Here is a 22453-nt window from a genome sequence, read left to right on the forward strand (position 1 = left end):
CCTGGCCGGGCTGGAGGCGGCGCGGCTGCCGGGAGCCCGCCGGGATCTCGCCCACGACCGGCAGTTGCACGGGGCCCGCGTTCGCGCCGGACACGTCGACGCTGCGCACCGCGTAGCCGTCCACCGCGGCCTGGTCGAAGCCGGGCAACGCGCGTTCCGCCACGACCTCCTCCGCGCAGAGGAGGCCCTGCGACTCCGAGATCGCCACCCGCACGGGTGCCGGCCGCACCGCGGCCGCGATCACCCGAGCGAGCTGCTCGTCCACTGACCTCATGTGATTGGTCCTAGCGCTCAGGAGTTGTCGAGGCGTTCCCGCAACCACTCGCGCAGATCGGGTCCGTACTCCGGGGTCTTGAGTGCGAAGTCAACCGCAGCGCGCAGGAATCCGGCGGGATTGCCGAGATCGTGTCGCCCACCGCGGTGCACGACGACGTGCACGGGGTGACCCTCCGCGATGAGCAGCGCGATGGCGTCGGTGAGCTGCAGTTCACCGCCCACACCAGGCGTGATGCGCTTGAGCGCGTCGAAGATGGCACGGTCGAGCAGGTAGCGGCCGGCGGCGGCGAACGTCGACGGCGCGTCCTCCGGCTTCGGCTTCTCGACCATGCCGACGACCTGCTTGACGTCGTCGTTGCCGGTGTCGCGGACGTCGAACACGCCGTACGCGGAGATCTGCTCGCGTGGGATGTCGAACGCCAGCAGGACGCTGCCGCCCTTCTCCTCGCGAACCTTCGCCATCTTCTTGAGCGCGTCGGTGGGCAGGATGATGTCGTCCGGCAGCAGCACCGCGACGGCCTCGTCGTCGCCGGTCAGGTTGCCTTCAGCGCAGCCGACGGCGTGACCCAGGCCGAGCGCCTGCTCCTGGATCGCGGTCTCGGCCTTGATCAGCTGCGGCGCGCGCTGGATCTTCTCGACCAGGTCGGCCTTGCCGCGCGCGGCCAGCGTCCGCTCGAGCTCGGGGTTGGCGTCGAAGTAGCCGGCGACCGACGCCTTGTCCGGCGAGGTCACGATGACCAGCTTGGTCGCTCCCGCCTCGGCCGCTTCCCTGGCCACGTACTCGATGGCCGGGGTGTCGACCAGCGGCAGCAACTCCTTCGGCACGGCCTTGGTCGTGGGAAGGAAACGGGTGCCCAGACCGGCCGCGGGCACGATAGCGGTGTGGAAGGCGCTGCTCATGGGCTGCGATGCTAACGACATACCTAGGGTTACCCACCATGACGTCCGATCTTCGTGACCGTAAGGCCACACTGCGTTCACGGTTGCTGGCCGCACGTCGTGCCGTCACGCCTGAAGTCCGTGCCGCCGAGGCCTCGGCGTTGGCGGCGCACGTGGCTGCTTTGGACGTTCGACCTGATCAGACGGTGTGCGCGTTCCTGCCGGTCGGATCGGAGCCCGGTGACGCGTCGTGGCTCGACGGCCTGCGGTGCCGGGTGCTGCTGCCGATCGTGACGGGCGACTCGCCGCTCGACTGGGCGGTCCACACCGGACCGGCAGGACTCGTCCCCGCCGCGTTCCGGCTGCTCGAACCCTCCGGTCCCCGGCTCGGCGCCTCGGCGATCGCTGGAGCATCGCTGGTGCTGGTGCCCGCGCTGGCGGTGTCGGTGGACGGGGTGCGGCTAGGGAAGGGACAGGGGCACTACGACAGGTCGTTGCCGCTGGTCAAAGCGCCTTTGGTGGCAGTTGTAAGAGATTCCGAGGTGCTCCAGGACGTGCCCGCGGAGCCTCACGACGTGCGGATGAACGGCGTTCTGACCCCATCGGCTGGCCTGCGGTGGCTGTGACTTTGACCTGGTGTGTTTGCGCTCCGGGAAGGTCCTGAGCGAAAATCGTGTTGGCACTCACAACGCCCGAGTGCCAGATCTAGGAGCGAACCCAGTGCCTACGTACCAGTACGCCTGCACCGCGTGTGAGCACCGGTTCGAGGCTGTGCAGTCGTTCAGCGACGCCTCCCTCACCGAGTGCCCGGAGTGCTCGGGCAAGCTGCGCAAGCTCTTCGGCGCCGTCGGTGTCGTGTTCAAGGGCAGCGGTTTCTACCGCACGGACAGCCGCTCGGGCTCGTCCAAGAGCACGGCTGCAGCCACGACGACGACCACCTCGTCGGACTCGAAGTCGTCTTCGACGTCCACTTCGTCGGACTCGAAGCCCTCGACGAGCGCTCCGGCGGCCGCGGCCTCCTGAAGATCGCGAGTTGTCCACAACTTGCGGCTGAGCCCCCTTTGACATGCCCTCGACGGCCCTACCGTCGAGGGCATGACTCTTTCCAGCACGTTCCTCGACCGGATCCGCTCGCTGTCGCGCCGTCGTCCTTCTGTTGCGTGGCGCAGGTTTCTGGCTCTGGGGCTGGCTTTGCTAGCGGCGTTGACGGGCTTCTGGCCCGACGTGGGTCATCCCGCGGTGGCGGCCGCACGAGATCTTCCTGCCGGAGTGCCGCTCACCGCTGATGACGTTCGAGTCGTGTCGTTGAGCGCGCCCTTGCCGGGATCGTTCTCGGGTGCCGACGCCGTGGTGGGCCGTGCGCTGACTTCGCCGGCACGGGCGGGCGTTCCGCTGACCGACTTCGATCTTGCCGGTGTGCCGGGAGAGCTGGCATCCGTGGCGGTGCGGGTGGCTGACCAGGGCCTTGCCGAGGTGGTGCGGGTGGGTAGCCGGGTCGATGTCGTGTCACCGTCGGCGGAGGTGCTGGCCGAGAACGCGTCCGTGCGCGAGACGCGTGGGCAAGTCGTTGTGCTCACGTTGCCGAGACGCAACGCGACTCGTGTGGCCGCGATGTCACTGGATCACGAGTTAGCCGTTACTCTCCGCTGATGCTGAAGGGATTCAAGGACTTCCTGATGCGCGGAAACGTCGTCGACCTGGCTGTTGCCGTGGTCATCGGCGCCGCGTTCGGATCGATTGTCACCGCGTTCACATCGAACATCATCAACCCGCTGGTGGCGCTGTTCGGCGGCAACAACGTCGAGGGGCTCGCGTTCAAGCTCATCGACGCGAACGAGAAGACGAAGATGGACTTCGGTGCGTTGATCACCGCGGTCATCAACTTCGCGATCGTCGCAGCTGTCGTCTACTTCGTCTTCGTGCTCCCGATGAACAAGCTCAAGGAGCGTCGAGAGAAGGGTGTGGAACCGGGCCCGTCCGAGCCCACCGACGTCGAACTGCTCAAGGAGATCCGCGACCTGCTCGCCGCTGGGCAGAACGGGCAGAACGGGCAGCCGCAGTCGGCCGACGTGCGCAACCCGAAGGTCTAGAAGGGGTCAGCCGCCGTGGTGCGGCGGCCTGTTCTCCCGGTACCAAGCCTCACGGTCCCCAGAACTGTCCCCTGAGGTCCCACCGCGCTCGTCCGACGTCGTGTCCGGGAGCACGTCGCCGAACACCTCAGCGAGCCGACGACGGCGCTTCACGGCGTCGTCGTCGGCCGGCTGGGGCTTCTCACTCTTCGTCAAGACCGCTCAGCTGCTCGATGACGTAGGGCACCAACGCCGACAGCGTTGCCATGCCGTCGCGGACCGCGGAGCGTGAGCCCGCGAGGTTCACGACGAGCGTGCTGCCGGAAACGCCCACGAGACCGCGCGAGATGCCCGCGTCGACCGCGCCCGCGGCGAGGCCGGAGGCGCGAAGTGCCTCGGCGATGCCGTGGATCGGGCGGTCGAGCACGCCCTGCGTGGCGTCGGGGGTGACGTCGCGCGGCGACACACCTGTGCCGCCGACGGTGACCACGAGGTCGACGCCACCGATCACGGCCGTGTTGAGCGCGGCCCGGATGTCGACCACCTCACCCTCGACCGCGACGGTGCCGTCGACGATGAAGCCCGCTTCTTCGAGCAGTTCTGTGACGAGAGGGCCGGAGTTGTCGTCCTGCTCGCCGTGCGCCACCCGGTCGTCCACGATCACGACCAAAGCGCGGCCAAGGCGCTGCGCGCTGCGTTCCATACCGATCACCGTAGCGGGAGTCTGACTTCGAAGCGGCAGCCAGGACCGTGGTTCTGCGCGGAGATTCGCCCGCCGTGCGCGTCGACCAGCCCTCTGGCGATCGAGAGCCCGAGTCCGGCGCCGGTCGGATTGCGTGCCGCGCTGCCGCGGAACCCCACGTCGAACACCTGTGGCAGCACGTCATCGGGTATGCCGCCGCACGCGTCGTCCACCCGCACCACCGCTTCGCCACCGTCCACATCGACCTGGACGGCCACCGCGCCACCCTCCGGCGTGTGTCGAATGGCGTTCGACACAAGGTTGCGCACAACACGCATCAGTTCCGGATCCGACCCCCGCACCACCGGCCACTCACGAGCGTCCGCGCGCAACCGCACACCCTTGAGCTGAGCCACGGGCCTCGACGCCGCGACCACATCGCTGACCACATCCGCCAGCCGCACGTCGTGCAACGTCAGCTTCAACGCGCCGGCGGTGATCCGCGAGAGCTGGAACAGGTCGTCCACGAGCTTCGACAGGTGATCCGCCTCCTGCGCGATCTGCTTGGCGTAGACGGCGATCTCACCCGGCTCGGAGACGACCCCGTCCTCCAGCGCCTCGGTCATCGCCCGAATCCCGGCCAACGGGGTCCGCAGGTCGTGACTGATCCACGCCACCAGCTGCCGCCGCGCCGCCTCAGCCTCCCGCTCCCACACGCTGCGCCGGGCGATCGCACGCCCCAGCATGATCGAGAACGGCACCGTGACCACACCGACCAGCACACAAACCATGATCGCGGCGTTGAGCATCGGCGTGAACATGAAACCGCTGACCACCAGCACGCCGCCGATGGTCGCCACCACCGGCACGATCACCATGACGGTCATCGCGGTGGTCATCGACACCTTGCTCAGTCGATCGAACATTTGTCATACCTGTAGCCGACACCCCACACGGTGCTGAGACGCTTGGGTTTAGCGGGGTCCTGCTCGATCTTCTCCCGCAACCGTCGCACGTGGACGGTCACGGTCGACTGGTCCCCGAACTGCCAGCCCCACACCCGCTCCAGCAGCTCGGTCCGCCCGAACGCCTTGCCCGCGTTGCCGATGAAGAACGCCAGCAGGTCGAACTCACGAGTCGTCAGCTGCAACGGCATGTCGTCAAGCGTCGCGGTGTGCGCGGCGACGTCGAGCACCAGGTTCCCGTCCCGCACCGTCCGAGGCTCGTAGAACCGCCGGGCCCGCCGCAGCACCGAGGTGACCCGCAACGCCAGCTCGCGCGGGCTGAACGGCTTCGTGACGTAGTCGTCCGCGCCGATCTGCAACCCGGCGATGCGATCTTCTTCCTCGCCCAGCGCCGTCAGCATGACCACGGGCGTGCTGCCGCGTTCCCGGACCCGCCGGCACACCTCGAGGCCGTCGATGCCGGGCAGCATCAGGTCCAGGACCACGATGTCCGGCTCGTGCTCAGCCATCAGCCGCAGTGCCTGCTCCCCGTCACCGGCGAGCTCGACCTCGTACCCGGCGTGTTCGAGGTAGCGGCGCACCACGTCCCGCACCGTCGTGTCGTCGTCGACGACCAGCACCCGCTCCACCACATCACCACGCTAGGCCACGAACGCACACCCGGCTCGCAAGCGTCACGCGGCCGTAAGAAAACCCTCCATGATGACAAAGAGTCGGGAGCCGAAAACTGCACGGACCGGTGAACTTTCGTGTTCGAACGTTCGTTTCACTGTCCGCGATGAGCACAGTCCTCCAGGCGTATCGGTTCGCCCTCGATCCGACACCGCAACAGCAGACCGACCTGCGGTCGCATTGCGGCGGGCAGCGCTTCGCCTACAACTGGGGCCTGGCACGCATCAAGGAGAACCTCGACCAGCGCGCAGCCGAGAAGACCTACGAGATCCCAGACGATCAGCTCACCCCGGCACGGTCATGGTCGGCCTACAGCCTGCGCAAGGACTGGAACCAGGCCAAGCACACGGTTGCACCGTGGTGGAGCGAGAACTCGAAAGAGGCGTACTCATCGGGCCTGGCCAACCTCGCCACAGCGTTGAGGAACTGGCATACCTCGCGCACGGGCAGGCGTCGTGGCCCGAAGTCCAGATTCCCACGGTTCAAAGGTAAGCGCGGCACCCTGTCATGCCGATTCACCACAGGCACCTTCGGCTTGATCGAGTCGAACCGGCGGCACATAGTTCTTCCCCGCATCGGCACAGTCCGCACCCACGAGTCCACCCGCAAACTCGCACGCCATGTCGAGTGCGGCAGGGCTCGCATCCGGTCAGCCACTGTCTCTCATCGATCTGGACGCTGGTTCTGCTCGTTCTCCGTGGAAATCACGCGCGCAGATTCGGCACCTCCACTGCCCGACACGGTGGTTGGTGTGGATCTCGGTGTGAAGTCGCTCGCAACGCTGTCCACTGGGCAGGTCATCCCCAACCCGAGGCACCTCGAAGTCGCGCTACGGGAGCTGCGCCGCCTGCAGCGCCAAGCGGCCCGGCGTACAGGCCCTGACAGGCGCACTGGGCAGAAGCCATCGAACCGATGGTGCAAAATCAAGGCTCGCATCGCCAAATTCAACGCGCGGATTGCGAACGCTCGCCGGGACGGTCTGCACAAGTTCACCACCGGCCTCGTCCGCAGATTCGGCACGGTCGTCCTGGAGGACCTGAACGTCGCCGGAATGATGCGCAATCACTGCCTGGCACGTCACATCCTCGGCGTCGGCATGGGCGAGCTGCGACGACAGATCACCTACAAGACCACCTGGTTCGGCGGCCGTCTCGTCATCGCGGACCGCTGGTTCCCGTCCTCGAAAACCTGCTCGGACTGTGGCGCGGTGAAAGCCAAACTGCCGCTGCGCGTCAGAGTGTTCCAGTGCGACGAGTGCGGGCTCGTGCTCGATCGCGACCTCAACGCCGCTCACAACCTCGCTGCGCTCGTCGACGAGGCAGCAGGCGACACGTCCTCGGCGAGTTGCGCCGGGACTCCAAACAAGCCCGATGGAAACCCACGTCAGACCCGCACCGTGCGGGCAGCGGGTACTGCCACGGGAAGACCCGCACCAACCGGTGCGGGCCAACGTCGCCACCGCAAGGTGACGACTACCTGACCGCGAATTCGCGGTCAGGTAACGGCAGGTGCTCACGGGTAAAAATGAGGCCGCACCACGCACGGGCAGGTGTGCGAGGAGCGGCCTCCAGGTCGTTGCGTCCGGCGCCGACGGCGGCGGTGTCGGCGCCAGACGTCCCCCGACCTATCCCACCTCGACACCGTCGAGGGTGGCTTCCACCGTCTTGTTGTCGGACAGCGTGATGGTGACCTTGTCGCCAGGCGCCTTGGACCGGACCGCGGCGACGAGGGTGTCCGACTCGTCGATGCGACGGTCGCCGAACTTGGTGATCACGTCACCGGCCTTCAGCCCGGCCTTCTCGGCCGCGCCGCCCGGCGTGATCTCGGAGATCTTGGCGCCCTCCTCGACCGACTCGACCTTCACGCCGAGCACGGTCTGCTTGGGCTTGCCGGTCTTCACGATCTCGTCGATCGTGCGGCGCGCCTGGTCCATCGGGATCGCGAAGCCGATGCCGACGGAGCCCGCCTGGCCACCGGCCGAGTTCGGGCTGTAGATCGCGGAGTTGATGCCCACGACCTGGCCCTGCATGTTGACCAGAGGTCCGCCCGAGTTGCCGGGGTTGATGGCGGCGTCGGTCTGGATGGCGTTCAGGACGGTCGCCTGCGAGTTGCGGGCGTCGCCGCCCGCGGAGACCGGGCGGTTCAGCGAGCTGACGATGCCCGAGGTGACGGTGCCGGAGAGTTCGAACGGCGAGCCGATCGCGACGACGCCCTGGCCGATCTTCAGGTCGCCGGAGTTGCCGAGCTGCACGACCGGCAGGCCGGAGACGCCGTCGGCCTGGATGACGGCGATGTCGGAGCTCGGGTCGCGGCCGAGGACCTTGGCGCTGGCGGTCTTGCCGTCCTGGAAGACGACCTTGATGTTGCCGCCGGCGGCCGCGCCCTCGATGACGTGGTTGTTCGTCACGATCTGGCCGTTGCTGGAAATGATGAAGCCGGAGCCCTCGCCGGCGCCGGTCCGTGTCACGACCTGGATCTGGACGACGGACTGCAGCAGCTTGTTCGCCACGTCTTCGACCGAGCCCGCCGGGGCGTTGCTGGTCTGAGCGGCGGGGCGCGGCGTGTCGAGAGAGCTGACGGAGGACGAGTCGTTGGCGAAGTTGTAGCCCAGGTAGCCGCCGATGCCACCGGAGAGCCCTCCGACGATCAGCACGAGCGCTGCGACGCCTGCTACGACCTTTCCACGGCCCTTGGGGCGCGGCGGAAGGGGCGGCGGCTGGTAGCCGGGTGGGAGGTAGTACTGACCCGTCTGCGGCCCTGAGGGCGGCTCCGCACCGAACTGCGCGCCTGGGCCGAGCGGGTGAGGTTGGCCGGACCCTGAGGGAGGAAGCTGCTGGCCGGGTCCGGGCCCGCCGAGCTGCGTCTGGCCCGCGTCAGGTGAGTGCACCTGCGGCTGGGCCGAAGTGAAGGAGGAGGGCACGTCGCCCAGGCCTGCGGGGGCGCTGTAGGCCCCGGCCTGGCCGGATCCCCCCTGCAAAGGATCCGGCTGGCCGGGATCCGGCGGCTGCGGGCCCTGCTCCCGCGCGCCGGAGTCGGTCTGACCGGCGGTCGGCGGCACGGAGTCGGGCTGTTCCGGCTGCTGCGCTGGCTGGTTGCTCTCGGTCATGGCCATAGTCTCGCGCTTCGGCCTGAGAGAACCCTTAAACCAGCCTGGGAGTCAGTTGTGCGTTCGCAGCCTCTCCGCGATCTGCTCCGGCGTCACGTCGTTGATCCACACGGCTTCGCCGGACTCGGAGCCCGCGAGGTACTTCAGCTTGTCCGCGGTCCGCAGCACCGAGAAGACCTGCAGGTGCAGCCACATCTCGTCGCGACCGACGTTCACCGGCGCCTGGTGCCAGGCCGCGATGTACGGCAGCGGCCGGTCGTACAAGGCGTCCAGGCGGTGCAGCACCTTCAGGTACAACGAGCTGAAGTCGTCACGCTCCACAGAGGACAGTGCGGCCAGGTCCGGCATCTGGCGACGAGGCGCCAGCACGACCTCGACGGGCCAGCGGGCGGCGGCGGGCACGAAGGCCACCCAGTGCGCGGACTCTTCCACCACGCGCGCGCCCGCGCGTAGCTCGGCCTCCAGCACGTCACCGAACAACGGACGCCCATGAGCCGCGTAGTACTCCAGGGCCGCCTCAAGCATCCGTTCGGTGCGAGGCGTCACGAAGGGGTACGCGTAGATCTGGCCGTGCGGGTGGCTCAGCGTCACGCCGATCTCTTCGCCGCGGTTCTCGAACGGGAAGACCTGTTCCACTCCTGGCAACGTTGACAGGAAAGCAACCCGGTCCGCCCAAGCGTCCACAACGGTCCGTACGCGCGACGGCGAGAGCTCACCGAAGGACTTGTTGTGGTCCGACGTGAAGCACACGACCTCGCAACGCCCACGCCCCGGTGCGCGCGCGAACAGCTCCTCACCATCCACAGTGGACGGCACGTCCGGCACGTTCTGCGCCAGCGAGGGGAACCGGTTCTCGAACACGACGACGTCGTAGTCGGCCTCGGGAATCTCCGTTGGCCTGCCGGGCGTCGACGGGCACAGCGGGCAAAGATCCGCTGGTGGCTTGTAAGTGCGCGTCTGCCGATGAGCCGCCATGGCGACCCATTCGCGGGTCAACGGGTCCAGCCGTACTTCGGACATCGGCTGCGTCGCGGGGAGATCCCGCGTGTCCACCGCGACTCTCGGTGGAGCTTCAGCGCTGTCGTCGAAGTAGATGATCTCCCGGCCGTCCGCCAGTTTTCCCGCGGTACGCCTCACGCCAACTCCTCGCCACTTCCAGGTACGTGTGCCAACACCAACTCGCCGACCTGGTCGGTGAGGATCGTGCGCGCGTCGTCCGGCAGACCTTCGTCGGTCACCAGGACGTGCGCCTCGTCGAGGTCGGCGATCGTGGAAATGCCCACGGTGCCCCACTTCGTGTGGTCCGCGACCACGACCACGCGTCCGGCGGCGTCGACGAGCGCGCGGTCCGTCTCGCTCTCGTTGAGGTTCGGGGTGGTGAAGCCGGAGCGCTCGGCCATGCCGTGCACGCCCAGGAACACCACGTCGAGGTGCAGCACGAACGCCAGCACGGCCACCGGGCCCACCAGCGCGTCGGACGGCGTGCGCACACCACCGGTCAGCACCACCGTGCGATCAGTGCGCCCGCTCTGCTGCAGCACGTCCGCGACGCGGATCGAGTTCGTCACGACGGTCAGGTCGGGGATGTCGTCGAGGAAGCGCGCCAACGTCCACGTCGTCGTGCCCGCCGACAGCCCGATGGCCGTGCCGGGACGCACGAGACCCGCGGCCAGCGCCGCGATCGCTTCCTTCTCCGGCAGCTGCCGCACCGACTTGGCCTCGAAACCGGGCTCGTCGGTCGAGCGCCCGACGACGGACGTCGCGCCGCCGTAGACCTTCTCCACCAGTCCGCGCGAGGCGAGCACGTCGAGGTCGCGGCGTACGGTCATGTCCGAGACGCCGAGCCGGACGACCAGGTCGCTCACGCGCACCGCGCCGGTCCGCCGGACTTCCTCGATGATCACCGCTTGCCGTTGACGTGCCAGCACCTCACACCTCTTCCCTGAGGACGACGACGTCCCCGGCTCGCACGGTGAGGCGTCCGGAGACCTTCGTGCCGGACAACACGTCGACACCGGACGCCTCGATCTCAGCGTCGGTGTCGGTGTGGTTGACGGCGAAAAGCCACGATACGTCGCCCTTGCGCCTCACAAGCTCAATCTCGCGGTGTTCGATCCTTTCGGGCGGCACCGCCACGCCCGCACCGGAAAGCGCGCTTTCCACCGTTCGGCCGAGACCGCTCTCGTCGAGGTCGCACGCCACGTACCAGGCAACACCGTTGCCGAACGCGTTGTGTGTCACGGCCGGCACGCCCGGCAACGGCCCGTCGGCGTAGGAGACAACGACTTCGGCGCTGCGCACGTGCAGGTGCTCGGTCCACAGCGAGGCGGTTGACCCGTCGGTCAAGGAAACGGTTTCGCCCTGCCGCAACGGGTAGAACTCCTCGGACCACACGCCCAGCACGTCACGGAACGCTCCGGGGTAACCACCCAGACGCACCCGCGTGTGCTCGTCGGCAACTCCGGACAAGTACGTGACCACGACATGACCGCCGCCTGCCACGTAGTCCGCGATCACCGCGGCGTGCGCGTCGGACACGGTGTAGAACGCCGGCACGACGACCATGGAGTACGCCGACAGGTTCGTGCCCGGCGCCACGAAGTCGACGGTCACCCCGGCCTGCCACAGTGCCTTGTAGTAGCCGAAGACGTGCTTGCGGTAGTGGAAGTCCGTGGTCGGGTGCGAGTCCTGCCGCAGCGCCCACCCCGACTGCCAGTCGAACAGGACAGCGACCGAAGCGTCCACAGTGGAGCCGACGACGTCGGACAACGTCGCGTACTCGGCCCCGACCTGGCACACCTCGCGGTACACCTTCGTGTCAGTGCCCGCGTGCGGCACCATCGCAGAGTGGTAGCGCTCGCCGCCGCCGCGCGACTGCCGCCACTGGAAGAACAGAGTCCCGTCCGCGCCACGGGCGATGTGCTGGAACGAGTTGCGCCGCATCTCGCCAGGCAGCTTGGCGATGTTGCGCTGCTGCCAGTTCACCGCCGACGTCGAGTGCTCCATCAACAGCCACGGCTTGCCGCCCGCCAGGCCTCGCGTCAGATCCGCGGACATCGCGAGCTCGATGTGCCGGTCGGGAGACTGGGCCTCGGTGTAGTGGTCGTTGGAGACGAAGTCGACCTCGCGGGCCCACTTCCAGTAGTCCAGCGCCTCCATCGTCCAGGTGGCCATGAAGTTCGTGGTGATCGGCACGTCCGGCGTGATCATGCGCAGGACGTCGCGCTCGGCCTTGTACTGCTCGAGCAACGCCTCGTCGCTGAACCGGTCGTAGTCGAGCACCTGGCCCGGGTTCGAGAACGTCGGCGTCGCCCGTGGCGGCAGGATCTGCGACCAGTCCGTGTAGCCCTGGCTCCAGAACGCCGTCGACCACGCGTCGTTGACCTGGTCGAGCGTGTAGCGGGCGGCCAGCCACTCGCGGAAGGACTCTGCGCACGTGTCGCAGTAGCAGCGCGAGACGTGGCAGCCGTACTCGTTGCCCACGTGCCACGCGGCCAGCGCCGGGTGGTCGCGGTAGTGCGAGGCGAGCTCGCCGGCCAGCGCCGTCGCCCGTTCGCGGTAGATCGGTGACGACGGGCAGTAGGCCTGCCGGGAGCCGTGCGAGAGCCGCACGCCGTCCGCGCGGACGGGCAGCATCTCGGGGTATTGGGCGGTGAGCCACGGCGGGGGTGACGCGGTCGCGGTCGCGAGGTCGACGCGGATGCCGCCGGCGTGCAGCAGGTCGATCACCCGGTCGAGCCAGTCGAACCGGTAGTCACCCTTGCTGACCTCGATCTTCGCCCAGCTGAAGATCCCGACGCTGACCAGGTTGACCCCGGCGCGCCGCATGAGCTCGACGTCCTCCGCCCACACGTGTTCCGGCCACTGCTCGGGGTTGTAATCAGCTCCCCAGCCGAGCCCCTGCATGCCAGTTGGCCAAGTCGTCACGGCGGCAAGAGTGGCCGACAACCATCAGAACGTCAACACAAGCAAACACAACTTGGCGTTTAGGTCTGTTCAGCGGTTGACCGGTACTTGTCCCGGTACACGGCGGAAACGCCGTGTGCGCGGGGTTAACAGCTCCGTAACGGGGCTTGACATGGTGTATGACTGGGACCACATTGTGCGCAACTTTGTTGGAGTCCTGTTCGGTTCGCAAGACCGAGCGTCACCCGTAGGAGCGATGATGGTTCGGTACACGCCCGGTTCCACTCCGTTACCACAACTCGGCAGGCGCACGATGCTGCGGATCATGCTGGCGGGTGCGGGTGTCGCCGCGACCGGAGGCCTGGCGGCCTGCGGCGGAGGATCGGGCTCCGGCAGCGACTCCAAGGTCGTGACGTTCGGCAACAACCTGTCCGACCAGGTGCCGAAGGACGCGATCACCGCGGCGGTCAAGGCGTTCGAGAAGAACTCCGGCGGCCTCAGCGTCACGATCAACACCAAGCAGCACGAGCAGTACCAGGAGCAGATCAACAACTACCTGCAGGGCAAGCCGGACGACGTGCTCGCGTGGTTCGCCGGCTACCGGATGCGGTTCTTCGCCAACCAGGGCCTCACCGGTGATCTCACCGACCTGTGGGGCAAGGTCGGTGCCAACTACTCCGAGCCGCTCAAGCAGGCGTCCACGGGCTCGGACGGCAAGCAGTACTTCGTGCCGTTCACCCAGTACGCGTGGGGCATGTTCTACCGCAAGAGCGTGTGGCAGGAGCGCGGTTACGCGGTCCCGAAGACGCTCGACGAGCTCGTCGCGCTGTCCACGAAGATGAAGTCCGACGGCCTGATCCCGATCGCCTTCGCCCAGAAGCAGGGCTGGCCGGGCATGGGCACGTTCGACCAGCTGAACTTCCGCATCAACGGCTACCAGTTCCACGTCGACCTGCTGGCAGGCAAGGAGAACTGGCAGGACAAGCGGGTCAAGGACGTGTTCGACACCTGGAAGCGGCTCCTGCCGTTCCACCAGGAGAACGCGCTCGGCCGCGAGTGGCAGGAAGCCGCGCAGACGCTGCAGCAGAAGAAGTCCGGCATGTACCTGCTGGGCGCGTTCGTGGGTCAGCAGTTCCCCGACGCGGAGAAGGACGACCTGGACTTCTTCCCGTTCCCGGAGATCAACCCCGCGCACGGCACCGACACGGTCGAAGCGCCGATCGACGGCTACATGATGGCGAAGAAGCCGGCCAACCCGGACGGTGCGCTCAAGCTGCTCGAGTACCTGTCGAGCGCCGAGCCGCAGCTCGCCTACCTGAAGGCCGACCCGACCGCGGTCGCGACCAACCAGAAGGCGGACACCTCCGGCTACAGCCCGCTGCAGAAGAAGGTGGCGGACACCATCAAGAACGCGAAGCACATCACGCAGTTCCTCGACCGCGACACCGACCCCGGTTTCGCGAGCGAGGCGGCGACGAACGGCCTCATCGCGTTCATCAAGAACCCCGACGACATCGACTCCGTGCTCAAGGGCATGGCTGATCAGGCGAAGAACATCTTCAAGTGACCGCATTGCAGGAGAAGCCGAAGGCGGTGGCCCCCCAGGGGTCGCCGCCTCGTCGGCGTCGCGGGCCGCGCGCCACCGCGCTGGCCGGAACCGACAAACTGGTGCTGGGGCTCATGCTCGGCATCCCCACGTTCGTGCACGTGTTGTTCGTGTGGATCCCGACACTGGGCTCGGTCGCGCTGTCGTTCAGCAGGTGGAACGGCATCGGCGGCTTCGAGGACATCGAGTGGATCGGTGTCGGGAACTACGTCGAGATCTTCACCGAGTACCCGCGGTTCTGGCCGGCGGTGCAGCACAACCTGATCTGGTTGGTGTTCCTGCTCATCGTGCCGACCTGCGCGGGTCTGCTGCTGGCCGTGCTGCTGGACAGGGAGATCAAGGGCAGCCGGATCTACCAGAGCGCGCTGTACATGCCGATGGTGCTGTCGCTCGCACTGGTCGGCTTCATCTGGCAGCTGATCTACACGCCGGACGGCGGCCTGCTGAACTCGGTGCTGGGCCTGACGGACAACCCGGTCGACTGGATCGGCGACTCCGACATCAACCTGTACGCGGTGCTCGTCGCGGCCGCGTGGCGCCACACCGGCTACATCATGCTGCTGTACTTGGCGGGCCTGAAGTCGGTCGACCCCGCGCTGAAGGAAGCCGCGGCGCTCGACGGCGCCTCGGCGACGCAGACGTTCTTCCGCGTCACGTTCCCGGTGATGAAGCCGGTCAACATCGTGGTGCTCGTGGTGACGGTGATCGAGGCGCTGCGCGCGTTCGACATCGTGTACGTCATCAACAAGGGGCGCAACGGTTTGGAGCTGCTGTCGGTACTGGTGACCGACAACATCATCGGTGAGGCGAGCCGCATCGGCCGGGGTTCCGCGGTGGCGGTGATCCTGCTGACGATCTCGCTCGGATTCATCATCACGTACCTGTACCAGGTGTTCAGCAAGGAGAACCGGACGTGACGGCCACGCTGGAACGGCCTTCGGTGCCGGTTGTGAAGAAGCGGGTGGTGACCCCGGCACGGGTCGCGCTGCACACGTTCCTGATCCTGACGTGTTTGATGACTTTGGCGCCGCTGCTGTGGGCGGTCTACGCCTCGCTGCGCACGTACGAGGACACGTCGGTCAACGGCTACTTCTCCGTCGCGAAGTCGCTCACGTTCGACAACTTCGCGAAGGCGTGGGAGATCGGCGAGCTGCCGCACTTCTACTGGAACACGTTCCTCATCACGATCCCCGCGCTGGTCATCACACTGCTGCTCAGCTCGATGATCGCGTTCGGCGTCTCCCGGTTCAGCTTCAAGTTCAACCTGCTGCTGCTCATGCTCTTCACCGCGGGCAACCTGTTGCCGCAGCAGGTGATCGTGACGCCGCTGTGGCGGTTGTACCGGCTGATCGAGGTGCCGGAGTGGATCAGCGCGAGCGGGTCGCTGATCGACTCACCGCTCGGAGTCGTGCTGATCCACATCGCCTTCCAGTCCGGCTTCTGCACGTTCGTGCTGTCGAACTACATGAAGACGATCCCGTACGAGCTGACCGAGGCCGCCCGCGTGGACGGCGCGTCGGTGTTCCGGCAGTACTGGCAGCTGACGTTGCCGCTGTGCCGTCCGGTTCTGGCGGCGTTGGCGACGCTCGAGTTCACCTGGATCTACAACGACTTCCTGTGGGCGTTGGTGCTGATCCAGGACGGCGACAAGATGCCGGTCACCTCGGCGTTGCAGAACCTCAAGGGCACGTTCTTCACCGACAACAACCTGATCGCGGCGGGGTCGCTGCTCGTCGCGCTGCCCACGCTGGTCGTGTTCTTCGTGCTGCAGCGGCAGTTCGTCGGCGGGCTGACGCTGGGCTCGACGAAGGGCTGACCGCAGGACAGCGAAAAAGGGGCGAGGGCCAGCAGGCCCTCGCCCCTTTCGCAGCTTTACGTCTACTTGCCGCCGGTCTGCGGGTTGTAGTCCGAGATCGAACCCCAGCGCCCGACCGGAATGACGATCACGCGAGCCTTGCCCACGACGTTGTCGACCGGGATGGCGCCGTCCGCCGGCGTCGGGTCGCCGTGCTTGCGCGAGTCCGACGAGTTGTTGCGGTTGTCGCCCATCACCCAGAGCTTGCCCGCGGGCACGGTGACCTTCTCGAACGTGTCCTGCTGGCGCGGGCCGCCACTGAAGTTCAGGTACGGCTCGTCCAGCGGCTGGCCGTCCACGAGTACGCGGCCCTGGTCGTCGCAGCACTCGACGGTCTGGCCGCCGACGGCGATGACGCGCTTGATGAAGTCCGTGCCGCTGGGCTCGGACAGGTTCACCATCGAGCCGAGGTCCTGCAGCGTGCCGACGACGAAGTTCGGCGGCTCCTTGCCACCGGTCCAGTTCGGCGGGCCGCGGAAGACGATGACGTCGCCCGGCTGGGGGTCGCGGAACAGGTACGTGATCTTCTCGACCAGCACCTTGTCGTTCACGCAGCCCGTGCAGCCGTGCAGGGTCGTCTCCATCGATGCCGACGGGATGACGAACACGCGCGCGACGAACGTCTGGATGACGACGGTCAGCAGCAGCGCCACGCTGAAGATGACCAGCAGCTCTTTCCAGAACGGCTGCTTCTTCTTCGTCTTCTTCCTGTGGAACCTGGGCGCCGGTTCGTCGTCGTAGGAGTACGACGAGGAGCGCGACGAGGAGCGCTCAGTGCCGTCTCCGGCGGGAGGCGTCGTCTCCCAGGTCGACGAAGACTCGTCGTTCACGCGATGACTCACACGCCCCACCTTACGGACGTCCGGGTAGGCGCAACGTGAACAGGGCACCGCCCTCGGGCGCTCTGCCCGCTGCGGCCGTGCCGCCGTGCCGCTGTGCCACCTGCTTGACGATGGCGAGTCCCAGGCCGGAACCCGGCAGGGTCCTCGCCTCGGACGAACGGTAGAACCGCTCGAAAACGTGAGGTAGATCGGCGTCCGCGATGCCGGGGCCCGCGTCCGCCACCTCCACCACGGCGCTGCCGTCGCCCACCTGACGGAGGTTCAGCCGCACCGCTGAGCCCGAGGGACTGAACTTCACCGCGTTGTCGAGGAGGTTCAGCACCGCGCGCTCGAGAGCACTTGAATCACCCAGAAGTGTCCACGGTTGCAGCTGCACGTCGAACGTGACGTTCGAGGCGCGTCGGCGCGCGCGGTCCATCGCCCGTTCTACCACCTCGACGAGATCGACGGGCTCGTGGATCACCTGCGGGGCGTCCTCGCGGGCCAGTTCGACCAGGTCGCCGATCAGCGTCGTCAGCTCGTCGAGCTGCGCGCGCACGTCCGTCTGGATCTCCCGCTTGTCCTCTTCGGACAACGTGGGCGAATCCGGACGTTCCGATGCCAGCAGGAGTTCCAGGTTGGTGCGCATCGAGGTCAACGGTGTGCGCAGCTCGTGGCCCGCGTCGGCGACCAGGCGGCGCTGCCGTTCCTGCGACTCGGCGACCGCGCCGAGCATGGCGTTGAAGCTGTGCGTCAACCGGGCCAGCTCGTCGTCGCCCGACACCGGGATCGGCGTCAGGTCGCCCGTGTTCGCGACGCGTTCGGTGGCCTCCCTCAACCGCTGCACCGGCCTCAGGCCCGTGCGAGCGACCGCCGTGCCCGCGATGGCCGCGAGCAGCACGCCGGCACCGCCGATGAGCAGCAGGACCACGCTGAGCTTGGCGAGGGTGGTGCGTTGCGGCAGCATCGACTGGGCGATGATGATCGCCTGGTTCCGCTGGTACTTGACGGCGATGACCCGCGACTCGGTCTTGTGGTCGGTCCAGATGAACTCGTCGCGTTCGCCCTGTGCGACGTCCCAGGCCTCCTCGACCGTCGGCGGCCGTTCGGAGTCCTGCGGGTAGAGGAGCTGCCCGCTGTCCGCCAGCAGGACACCCATCTTCACGTCGCCGGCGGCGAGGAACGCCGCCGGGTACTTGTCGACCAGGTCCGGCGTGTTGATCTTCTCGCCGGTGGCCACGGCGACGGCACGGGTGCGCAGGCTCTCGTCGAGCGCGTCGTACACGCTCTTGCGCACGATCATGTACGCGCCGAACGACACCAACGCGACTGCCCCTGCGACGCAGAACGCCGCGAGCCAGGTGACCCGAGCCCGCAGCGACGCCTTCTGGAGCCGTCCCTGGGGTTCCAAGATCACGGAGGGGTCTCCCGCAGGACGTAGCCCACCCCGCGCACCGTGTGGATCAGCCGCGGCTCGCCATCCGCCTCCGTCTTGCGGCGCAGGTAGCCCACGTACACCTCGAGCGCGTTGCCCGAGGTCGGGAAGTCGTATCCCCACACGTCCTCCAGGATGCGGCTGCGGGTGAGCACCTGGCGCGGGTGCGCCAGCAGGAGCTCGAGCAGCGCGAACTCGGTGCGGGTGAGGCTGATGGCACGCTCGCCGCGCGGACGTCCCTGGTGGACGGGTCCAGCTCCAGGTCGGCGAACTTGAGCACGGCCGCGGAGTGCTGGGCGGCGTCGATGTCCTGAGCGGCACGGCGCAGCAGAGCGCGCAGCCTGGCCAGCAACTCCTCCAGCGCGAACGGCTTGGGCAGGTAGTCGTCGGCACCGGCGTCCAGACCGGACACGCGGTCGCTCACGGCGTCCCTCGCGGTCAGCACGAGGATCGGCAGGTCGTCGCCGGTGCTGCGCAGCCTGCGGCACACCTCAAGGCCGTCCAGCCGCGGCATCATCACGTCGAGCACCATGGCGTCCGGCCTGGCGGCGTTCACCGACTCCAGGGCCTGCATGCCGTCTCCGGCGGTCTCGACCTGGTAGCCGTTGAACTGCAGCGAGCGGCGGAGTGACTCCCTGACCGCCCGATCGTCATCGACAACGAGGATGCGCATGGGGGCAGTCTTGCCGAGGGATCTGAGAGGCGCCTGAGAAGGGCCCTAACTGCGGGTGTGAGTTCGGCGTTAGCCCTCGAGGCCACGCGCGACGGGTGCGTTCCACTTCCGCCAGAGCGCAATCAGCCTGATGGTGATGATTATTGACGCACCAGTCAGCGCGACCAGGCCTTTCGGCAATCCGGCCCACTCACCCACCGCGACGACGACCGCGCCGGCGAGGGCCGCGACGGCGTAGATCTCTCTCCTCAGAACCAACGGAATCTCCCGGAGGAGGAGGTCACGGAGCGCCCCACCGCCGATACCGGTCGTCATGCCGATGAGGCACGCCGCGTACGGGGTCGCGCCGAGAGCGAGCGCGGTGGTGGTGCCCGACGTGACGAACAGACCCAGACCCACGGCGTCCAGCAGCAGCACGGAGCGACGCAGCCTGGCGACCTGCGGGTGGAACCAGAAGACGATCAGGCCCGTGCCGCCGGCGACCAGCAGGTACGGCCAGTTCCTGAGACTCGTCGGCGGATGCACGCCCAGCAGCACGTCGCGGACGATGCCGCCGCCCAATGCCGTGGTGAGAGCCAGGATGGTCACGCCGAACACGTCGAGGCGCGCACGGACGGCGGCCACCGCGCCGGAGGCGGCGAACACGGCGATCCCGATCAGCTCCAGGACGATGAGCAGCACGAATGCAGAGGCTAGCTGGTCATCGGGGTGGCGCTGCCCGGCGGTAACCGGCCTCCAGCCGCCCTCCCGCGGACTCCAGAACGTGCTCCACGACCTCGATGAACCACTCGGCGCCTTCGCCTCGCACCAACGCGCGGTAGGCGTCCACGAGCTCGTCGGCCTTCGCGTCACGAAGACGGCGCAGGAGCCACTTCCCGTGCCCGAGCCAGCGGTTCTGCACGACCAGTGCCAGCTCGCCCGCACAGGTCAGCAACCGTGCCGCGACGAACAGCATCTCGTCATCGTCACGGGCGCCGATCAGGTCTTCGAGCAGGTCGGTCGTCCCGTACCGGCGATCTTCCAGTTCGGTGACGGTCGCGAGCGGAGGACCTGCGTCCAGCAGAGCGCGCGCCTCGGCCCGCATGCGCGCACCAGTGCCATCGGCGTCGAGCATGAGAAAGCCTCGCCGGAGAAGATCGCGCTGATCGAGCGGCAGGGCGGAAAGTGCCACTTCATCGACCAGCCTTCGGCGATCTACGACGAGTCGCGGCGGCTGGCCGCTGAGCTCGGCGGCCACTTCATGGACCAGTTCACGCACGCCGAGCGCGCGACGGACTGGCGAGGCAACAACAACATCGCCGAGTCCATCTTCGACCAGATGAAGCTCGAGCCCTCGCCGGAACCGGACTGGGTGGTCGTGGGAGCAGGCACGGGCGGTACGTCGGCAACGGTCGGCCGGTACATCCACTACCAGAAGCTGAACACCCGTCTTGCCGTGGTCGACCCCGAGCACTCGGTCTTCTTCGACGCGTGGCGGGACAGCAACCCCGACCTGGTGGGCACGCGAGGCTCGCGGATCGAGGGCATCGGGCGGCCGCGGGTGGAGCCGTCGTTCATCGGTCAGGTGATCGACCGCATGATCAAGGTGCCGGACGCGGCGTCCGTGGCCACCATCAGGTACGTGGAGGACCTGCTCGGGCGGCGGGTCGGCGGTTCGACCGGAACAAATCTCTGGGGAGCGTTCGAGATCGTCGCCGAGATGCGGCAATCTCGCACACGCGGGAGCGTGGTGACTTTGCTGTGTGACGGCGGCGAGCGTTACGCAAACACCTACTACGACGACTCATGGGTGTCCGCACAAGGCATGGACCTGGATCCGTGCCTGGAACGCCTGAACAACTTCCACCGCACGGGGAACTGGTGACGAGAGTTCTGCGTCACAGCGTGACCTGAGCACCCGAGCACCTGAGTCCGCAGGGGGGACGCTGTGTCGTCGCTGTTCACCGACGCGGCCGAGTTGCGCGCGTACGCCGAGTACCTGCGCACCGAAGCCCAAGAGTTCGAGACGATCCGCAAGTACGTCCACACCACGGCGTGCGACAAGGGCGGTTTCACGGGCCTGCTCACGTTGCTGCAGCCGGGCGTGGACGTCGTGCGCGCGCTGTTCGACGAGACGCTCGACTTCGGCAAGTCGAAGCTGGAGGGCGCGGCGTCCGCGGTGGACGCGACTGCCACGGTCTACGAGGACATCGACAAGGCCCAGCGTGCGATCTTCGAGGGGCTGCTGAAGTGACGACGATGGCCTACCGGGACCCGCGCCCGGTCTCCGCTTCCCTCAAGCAGCCCGAGGTCGACAGAGCCTCCCTGAACGACGTCCTGCAGGACCAGGGCTGGGGCGTGCAGGCGGTCAACTGGGTGTTCGAGGCCGTGACCGGCGAAAGCCTGGTCGCCACGATCATCACGCCGATCACCGGCGACTGGTCGAAGATCCGCGCCGACGGTGACGCGTGGCGCATGGTCGGCAACGCGATGAACGACGTCTCGTACAACCTCACCGACGCCGTGGGGAAGGTGCGCGGCCACTGGGACGGTGAGGCCGCCCGTGCCCACGAGAAGTACATCGCGCTCGGCTGGAAGGCCGGCCTGCTGGCCGAGATGGGCGTCGCCCAGCTGATCGCCAAGGGCTTCGACACCGTCGCTTCCGGCGCCGAGGCCCTGGGCAAGCAGGCCGCCCGCCTGCTGGACTACCTCGTCAACAAGCTGCTCGAGGCCGCAGCCACCGTCTGGATCCCGCTGGCAGGCTGGATCAAGGCCGCCGAGATGGTCTGGAACGCGTACCAGATCTACCGGCGCGTGATGGACATCATCGACACGGTCAAGAAGCTCGTCTCGGACGTGAAGGCGCTGTTCGACGCCGTCGGCCGAGTCTTCTCGGCCATCGGCAAGCTGAAGGACGCCGACACCCTCGCCGAGGCCATGAACGCCACCCAGGAGGTGACCGAGGCCGGTCGCGACGTCCGCAACGCGGTCAACGACATCCACGACGACATGTCGTCCATCAAGGACTCCGCTTCGGAGATCGCGGACCGCGGCCACGACATCGGTTCCAAGGTCCGCGAGGTCTACGCCCCGCCAGGTGGCGCCGACGGCACCAAGGCTGCCGCCGTCACCTCGGTGGCTCCCGGCGGCGCCCCGGTCTCCGCACCCCCGACTTTGCACGGCGGCACCGACGCTCCCCGCCACCCACGCGGCAACCGCTGCGGGTCCTGCCGTGTCCGCGCCGCCGTCGCTGGGCGGCGGTTCTGGTGCCGGTTCGGGTGGCGCCGGTTCGGGTGGTGCTGGCTCGGGTGGTGTGCCGACCGGTCGGTCACGCCGGCTCCGGTGGTGTGCCGGCTGGCGGTCATACCGGCTCCGGTAGCGTGCCAACGGGCGGCCACGGCCCTGCGGCGCCTCCTCCGCGCCTCGACACGACCCACGCGGCCGCGCAGCCCTGCCGCCGCTCCATCCTCCACACCACCACGACACCACGTCGGCGGCGCGATGCCGGATGGGCGCCCCCCATGGCCCC

The 22453-nt window shown here is 67.7% G+C and carries 24 protein-coding genes and 2 pseudogenes; 11 read left to right on the forward strand and 15 right to left on the reverse strand.

Going from position 1 to position 22453, the window contains the following annotated elements; translation table 11 throughout:
• A pseudogene (locus FXN61_RS31050) lies at positions 1 to 274 on the reverse strand (molybdotransferase-like divisome protein Glp); the annotation flags it as partial.
• A 17-nt stretch (positions 275 to 291) separates the two neighbouring features.
• The gene (locus FXN61_RS31055) at positions 292 to 1176 is read right to left on the reverse strand and encodes a UTP--glucose-1-phosphate uridylyltransferase (protein WP_167977545.1); all 885 of its coding nucleotides are present in this window, start codon (positions 1174 to 1176) and stop codon (positions 292 to 294) included.
• A 38-nt stretch (positions 1177 to 1214) separates the two neighbouring features.
• Between FXN61_RS31055 and FXN61_RS31060 the strand changes: the two genes are divergently transcribed.
• The 4 genes from FXN61_RS31060 (at position 1215) to mscL (ending at position 3245) form a co-directional block, all read left to right on the forward strand.
• Positions 1215 to 1781: a 5-formyltetrahydrofolate cyclo-ligase gene (locus FXN61_RS31060; protein ID WP_167977546.1), complete on the forward strand. Its 567-nt coding sequence runs from the start codon at positions 1215 to 1217 to the stop codon at positions 1779 to 1781.
• 94 nt (positions 1782 to 1875) lie between these two features.
• Positions 1876 to 2178, forward strand: a complete 303-nt coding sequence (locus tag FXN61_RS31065; protein ID WP_167977547.1) for an FmdB family zinc ribbon protein — start codon at positions 1876 to 1878, stop codon at positions 2176 to 2178.
• 72 nt (positions 2179 to 2250) lie between these two features.
• Entirely contained in the window at positions 2251 to 2805 is a 555-nt protein-coding gene (locus FXN61_RS31070) for an SAF domain-containing protein (RefSeq protein ID WP_167977548.1), read from the forward strand.
• The gene (mscL, locus tag FXN61_RS31075) at positions 2805 to 3245 is read left to right on the forward strand and encodes a large-conductance mechanosensitive channel protein MscL (RefSeq protein ID WP_167977549.1); all 441 of its coding nucleotides are present in this window, start codon (positions 2805 to 2807) and stop codon (positions 3243 to 3245) included. The genes FXN61_RS31070 and mscL overlap by 1 nt, the downstream gene beginning before the upstream one ends.
• A gap of 6 nt (positions 3246 to 3251) precedes the next feature.
• Here the strand turns inward: mscL and FXN61_RS31080 are convergent, their stop codons facing one another.
• From FXN61_RS31080 to FXN61_RS31095, 4 genes are read right to left on the reverse strand one after another with little or no spacing between them, the layout of a single operon-like run.
• Positions 3252 to 3440: a hypothetical protein gene (locus tag FXN61_RS31080; RefSeq protein ID WP_167977550.1), complete on the reverse strand. Its 189-nt coding sequence runs from the start codon at positions 3438 to 3440 to the stop codon at positions 3252 to 3254.
• On the reverse strand, positions 3427 to 3927 hold the full coding sequence (locus FXN61_RS31085; protein WP_045311897.1) for a MogA/MoaB family molybdenum cofactor biosynthesis protein: 501 nt from the start codon (positions 3925 to 3927) through the stop codon (positions 3427 to 3429). Before FXN61_RS31085 ends, FXN61_RS31080 begins: the two co-directional genes overlap by 14 nt.
• Positions 3928 to 3932: 5 nt before the next feature.
• Positions 3933 to 4832, reverse strand: coding sequence for a sensor histidine kinase (locus FXN61_RS31090; RefSeq protein ID WP_167977551.1), 900 nt, complete (start codon positions 4830 to 4832; stop codon positions 3933 to 3935).
• Entirely contained in the window at positions 4817 to 5500 is a 684-nt protein-coding gene (locus FXN61_RS31095; protein ID WP_312878119.1) for a response regulator transcription factor, read from the reverse strand. The genes FXN61_RS31090 and FXN61_RS31095 overlap by 16 nt, the downstream gene beginning before the upstream one ends.
• A gap of 149 nt (positions 5501 to 5649) precedes the next feature.
• Here FXN61_RS31095 and tnpB point away from each other — a divergent pair, with 149 nt between their 5' ends.
• Positions 5650 to 7023, forward strand: coding sequence for an IS607 family element RNA-guided endonuclease TnpB (gene tnpB, locus FXN61_RS31100; protein ID WP_167977552.1), 1374 nt, complete (start codon positions 5650 to 5652; stop codon positions 7021 to 7023).
• 144 nt (positions 7024 to 7167) lie between these two features.
• On the opposite strand, the gene FXN61_RS31105 is transcribed toward tnpB, so the two are convergent.
• Genes FXN61_RS31105 through FXN61_RS31120 form a run of 4 tightly spaced genes read right to left on the reverse strand, consistent with a single transcriptional unit; the run spans position 7168 to position 12576 of the window.
• Positions 7168 to 8649, reverse strand: a complete 1482-nt coding sequence (locus FXN61_RS31105; RefSeq protein WP_167977553.1) for a S1C family serine protease — start codon at positions 8647 to 8649, stop codon at positions 7168 to 7170.
• A 51-nt stretch (positions 8650 to 8700) separates the two neighbouring features.
• Positions 8701 to 9786 carry a galactose-1-phosphate uridylyltransferase gene (gene galT, locus FXN61_RS31110; protein ID WP_167977554.1) on the reverse strand — a complete coding sequence of 362 codons (1086 nt, stop codon included), beginning with the start codon at positions 9784 to 9786 and terminating at the stop codon, positions 8701 to 8703.
• Complete coding sequence (locus FXN61_RS31115; RefSeq protein WP_167977555.1) at positions 9783 to 10577, reverse strand: DeoR/GlpR family DNA-binding transcription regulator; 795 nt, start codon at positions 10575 to 10577, stop codon at positions 9783 to 9785. Before FXN61_RS31115 ends, galT begins: the two co-directional genes overlap by 4 nt.
• A 1-nt stretch (position 10578) precedes the next feature.
• Positions 10579 to 12576, reverse strand: a complete 1998-nt coding sequence (locus tag FXN61_RS31120) for a beta-galactosidase (RefSeq protein WP_312878120.1) — start codon at positions 12574 to 12576, stop codon at positions 10579 to 10581.
• A 235-nt stretch (positions 12577 to 12811) separates the two neighbouring features.
• Here FXN61_RS31120 and FXN61_RS31125 point away from each other — a divergent pair, with 235 nt between their 5' ends.
• From FXN61_RS31125 to FXN61_RS31135, 3 genes are read left to right on the forward strand one after another with little or no spacing between them, the layout of a single operon-like run.
• Positions 12812 to 14122, forward strand: a complete 1311-nt coding sequence (locus tag FXN61_RS31125; RefSeq protein WP_246292226.1) for an ABC transporter substrate-binding protein — start codon at positions 12812 to 12814, stop codon at positions 14120 to 14122.
• The gene (locus tag FXN61_RS31130) at positions 14119 to 15078 is read left to right on the forward strand and encodes a carbohydrate ABC transporter permease (protein ID WP_312878121.1); all 960 of its coding nucleotides are present in this window, start codon (positions 14119 to 14121) and stop codon (positions 15076 to 15078) included. Before FXN61_RS31125 ends, FXN61_RS31130 begins: the two co-directional genes overlap by 4 nt.
• Positions 15075 to 15977 (forward strand): carbohydrate ABC transporter permease, encoded by a 903-nt coding sequence (locus FXN61_RS31135; RefSeq protein ID WP_312878122.1) that lies wholly within the window; start codon positions 15075 to 15077, stop codon positions 15975 to 15977. The genes FXN61_RS31130 and FXN61_RS31135 overlap by 4 nt, the downstream gene beginning before the upstream one ends.
• 62 nt (positions 15978 to 16039) lie before the next feature.
• Here the strand turns inward: FXN61_RS31135 and lepB are convergent, their stop codons facing one another.
• The 5 genes and pseudogenes from lepB to FXN61_RS31160 all read right to left on the reverse strand — a co-directional run bounded on the left by lepB (position 16040) and on the right by FXN61_RS31160 (position 19846).
• Positions 16040 to 16858 (reverse strand): signal peptidase I, encoded by an 819-nt coding sequence (lepB, locus tag FXN61_RS31140; protein WP_312878123.1) that lies wholly within the window; start codon positions 16856 to 16858, stop codon positions 16040 to 16042.
• A gap of 10 nt (positions 16859 to 16868) precedes the next feature.
• Positions 16869 to 18251, reverse strand: coding sequence for a sensor histidine kinase (locus FXN61_RS31145; protein ID WP_312878125.1), 1383 nt, complete (start codon positions 18249 to 18251; stop codon positions 16869 to 16871).
• Positions 18251 to 18945: pseudogene (locus FXN61_RS31150) on the reverse strand (response regulator transcription factor). The gene FXN61_RS31145 and the pseudogene FXN61_RS31150 overlap by 1 nt, the downstream one beginning before the upstream one ends.
• A 69-nt stretch (positions 18946 to 19014) precedes the next feature.
• Positions 19015 to 19626: a trimeric intracellular cation channel family protein gene (locus FXN61_RS31155; protein WP_167977556.1), complete on the reverse strand. Its 612-nt coding sequence runs from the start codon at positions 19624 to 19626 to the stop codon at positions 19015 to 19017.
• 19 nt (positions 19627 to 19645) lie between these two features.
• A complete protein-coding gene (locus FXN61_RS31160; protein ID WP_167977557.1) occupies positions 19646 to 19846 on the reverse strand; it encodes a hypothetical protein in 201 nt (66 codons plus the stop codon).
• Here FXN61_RS31160 and FXN61_RS31165 point away from each other — a divergent pair.
• The 3 genes from FXN61_RS31165 to FXN61_RS31175 all read left to right on the forward strand — a co-directional run.
• On the forward strand, positions 19823 to 20809 hold the full coding sequence (locus FXN61_RS31165) for a PLP-dependent cysteine synthase family protein (RefSeq protein ID WP_312878124.1): 987 nt from the start codon (positions 19823 to 19825) through the stop codon (positions 20807 to 20809). The two genes, FXN61_RS31160 and FXN61_RS31165, sit on opposite strands and share 24 nt — an antisense overlap.
• A gap of 63 nt (positions 20810 to 20872) precedes the next feature.
• Positions 20873 to 21178, forward strand: a complete 306-nt coding sequence (locus FXN61_RS31170; RefSeq protein WP_167977558.1) for a hypothetical protein — start codon at positions 20873 to 20875, stop codon at positions 21176 to 21178.
• A 5-nt stretch (positions 21179 to 21183) separates the two neighbouring features.
• Positions 21184 to 22453 (forward strand): methyl-accepting chemotaxis protein (locus tag FXN61_RS31175; protein WP_167977559.1); only part of this gene is annotated, 1270 nt, incomplete at its 3' end.

The sequence above is a fragment of the Lentzea indica genome, assembly GCF_012184385.1.
Classification (GTDB): domain Bacteria; phylum Actinomycetota; class Actinomycetes; order Mycobacteriales; family Pseudonocardiaceae; genus Lentzea; species Lentzea indica.

What these genes read in the sequence shown, in the direction of transcription:
- FXN61_RS31060 (WP_167977546.1), top strand. Translation starts at nt 1,215, where the DNA reads ATGACGTCCGATCTTCGTGACCGTAAGGCCACACTGCGTTCACGGTTG.
- mscL (WP_167977549.1), top strand. Translation starts at nt 2,805, where the DNA reads ATGCTGAAGGGATTCAAGGACTTCCTGATGCGCGGAAACGTCGTCGAC.
- FXN61_RS31055 (WP_167977545.1), bottom strand. Translation starts at nt 1,176, where the DNA reads ATGAGCAGCGCCTTCCACACCGCTATCGTGCCCGCGGCCGGTCTGGGC.
- FXN61_RS31090 (WP_167977551.1), bottom strand. Translation starts at nt 4,832, where the DNA reads ATGTTCGATCGACTGAGCAAGGTGTCGATGACCACCGCGATGACCGTC.
- FXN61_RS31085 (WP_045311897.1), bottom strand. Translation starts at nt 3,927, where the DNA reads ATGGAACGCAGCGCGCAGCGCCTTGGCCGCGCTTTGGTCGTGATCGTG.
- FXN61_RS31105 (WP_167977553.1), bottom strand. Translation starts at nt 8,649, where the DNA reads ATGACCGAGAGCAACCAGCCAGCGCAGCAGCCGGAACAGCCCGACTCC.
- tnpB (WP_167977552.1), top strand. Translation starts at nt 5,650, where the DNA reads ATGAGCACAGTCCTCCAGGCGTATCGGTTCGCCCTCGATCCGACACCG.
- FXN61_RS31070 (WP_167977548.1), top strand. Translation starts at nt 2,251, where the DNA reads ATGACTCTTTCCAGCACGTTCCTCGACCGGATCCGCTCGCTGTCGCGC.
- FXN61_RS31125 (WP_246292226.1), top strand. Translation starts at nt 12,812, where the DNA reads ATGATGGTTCGGTACACGCCCGGTTCCACTCCGTTACCACAACTCGGC.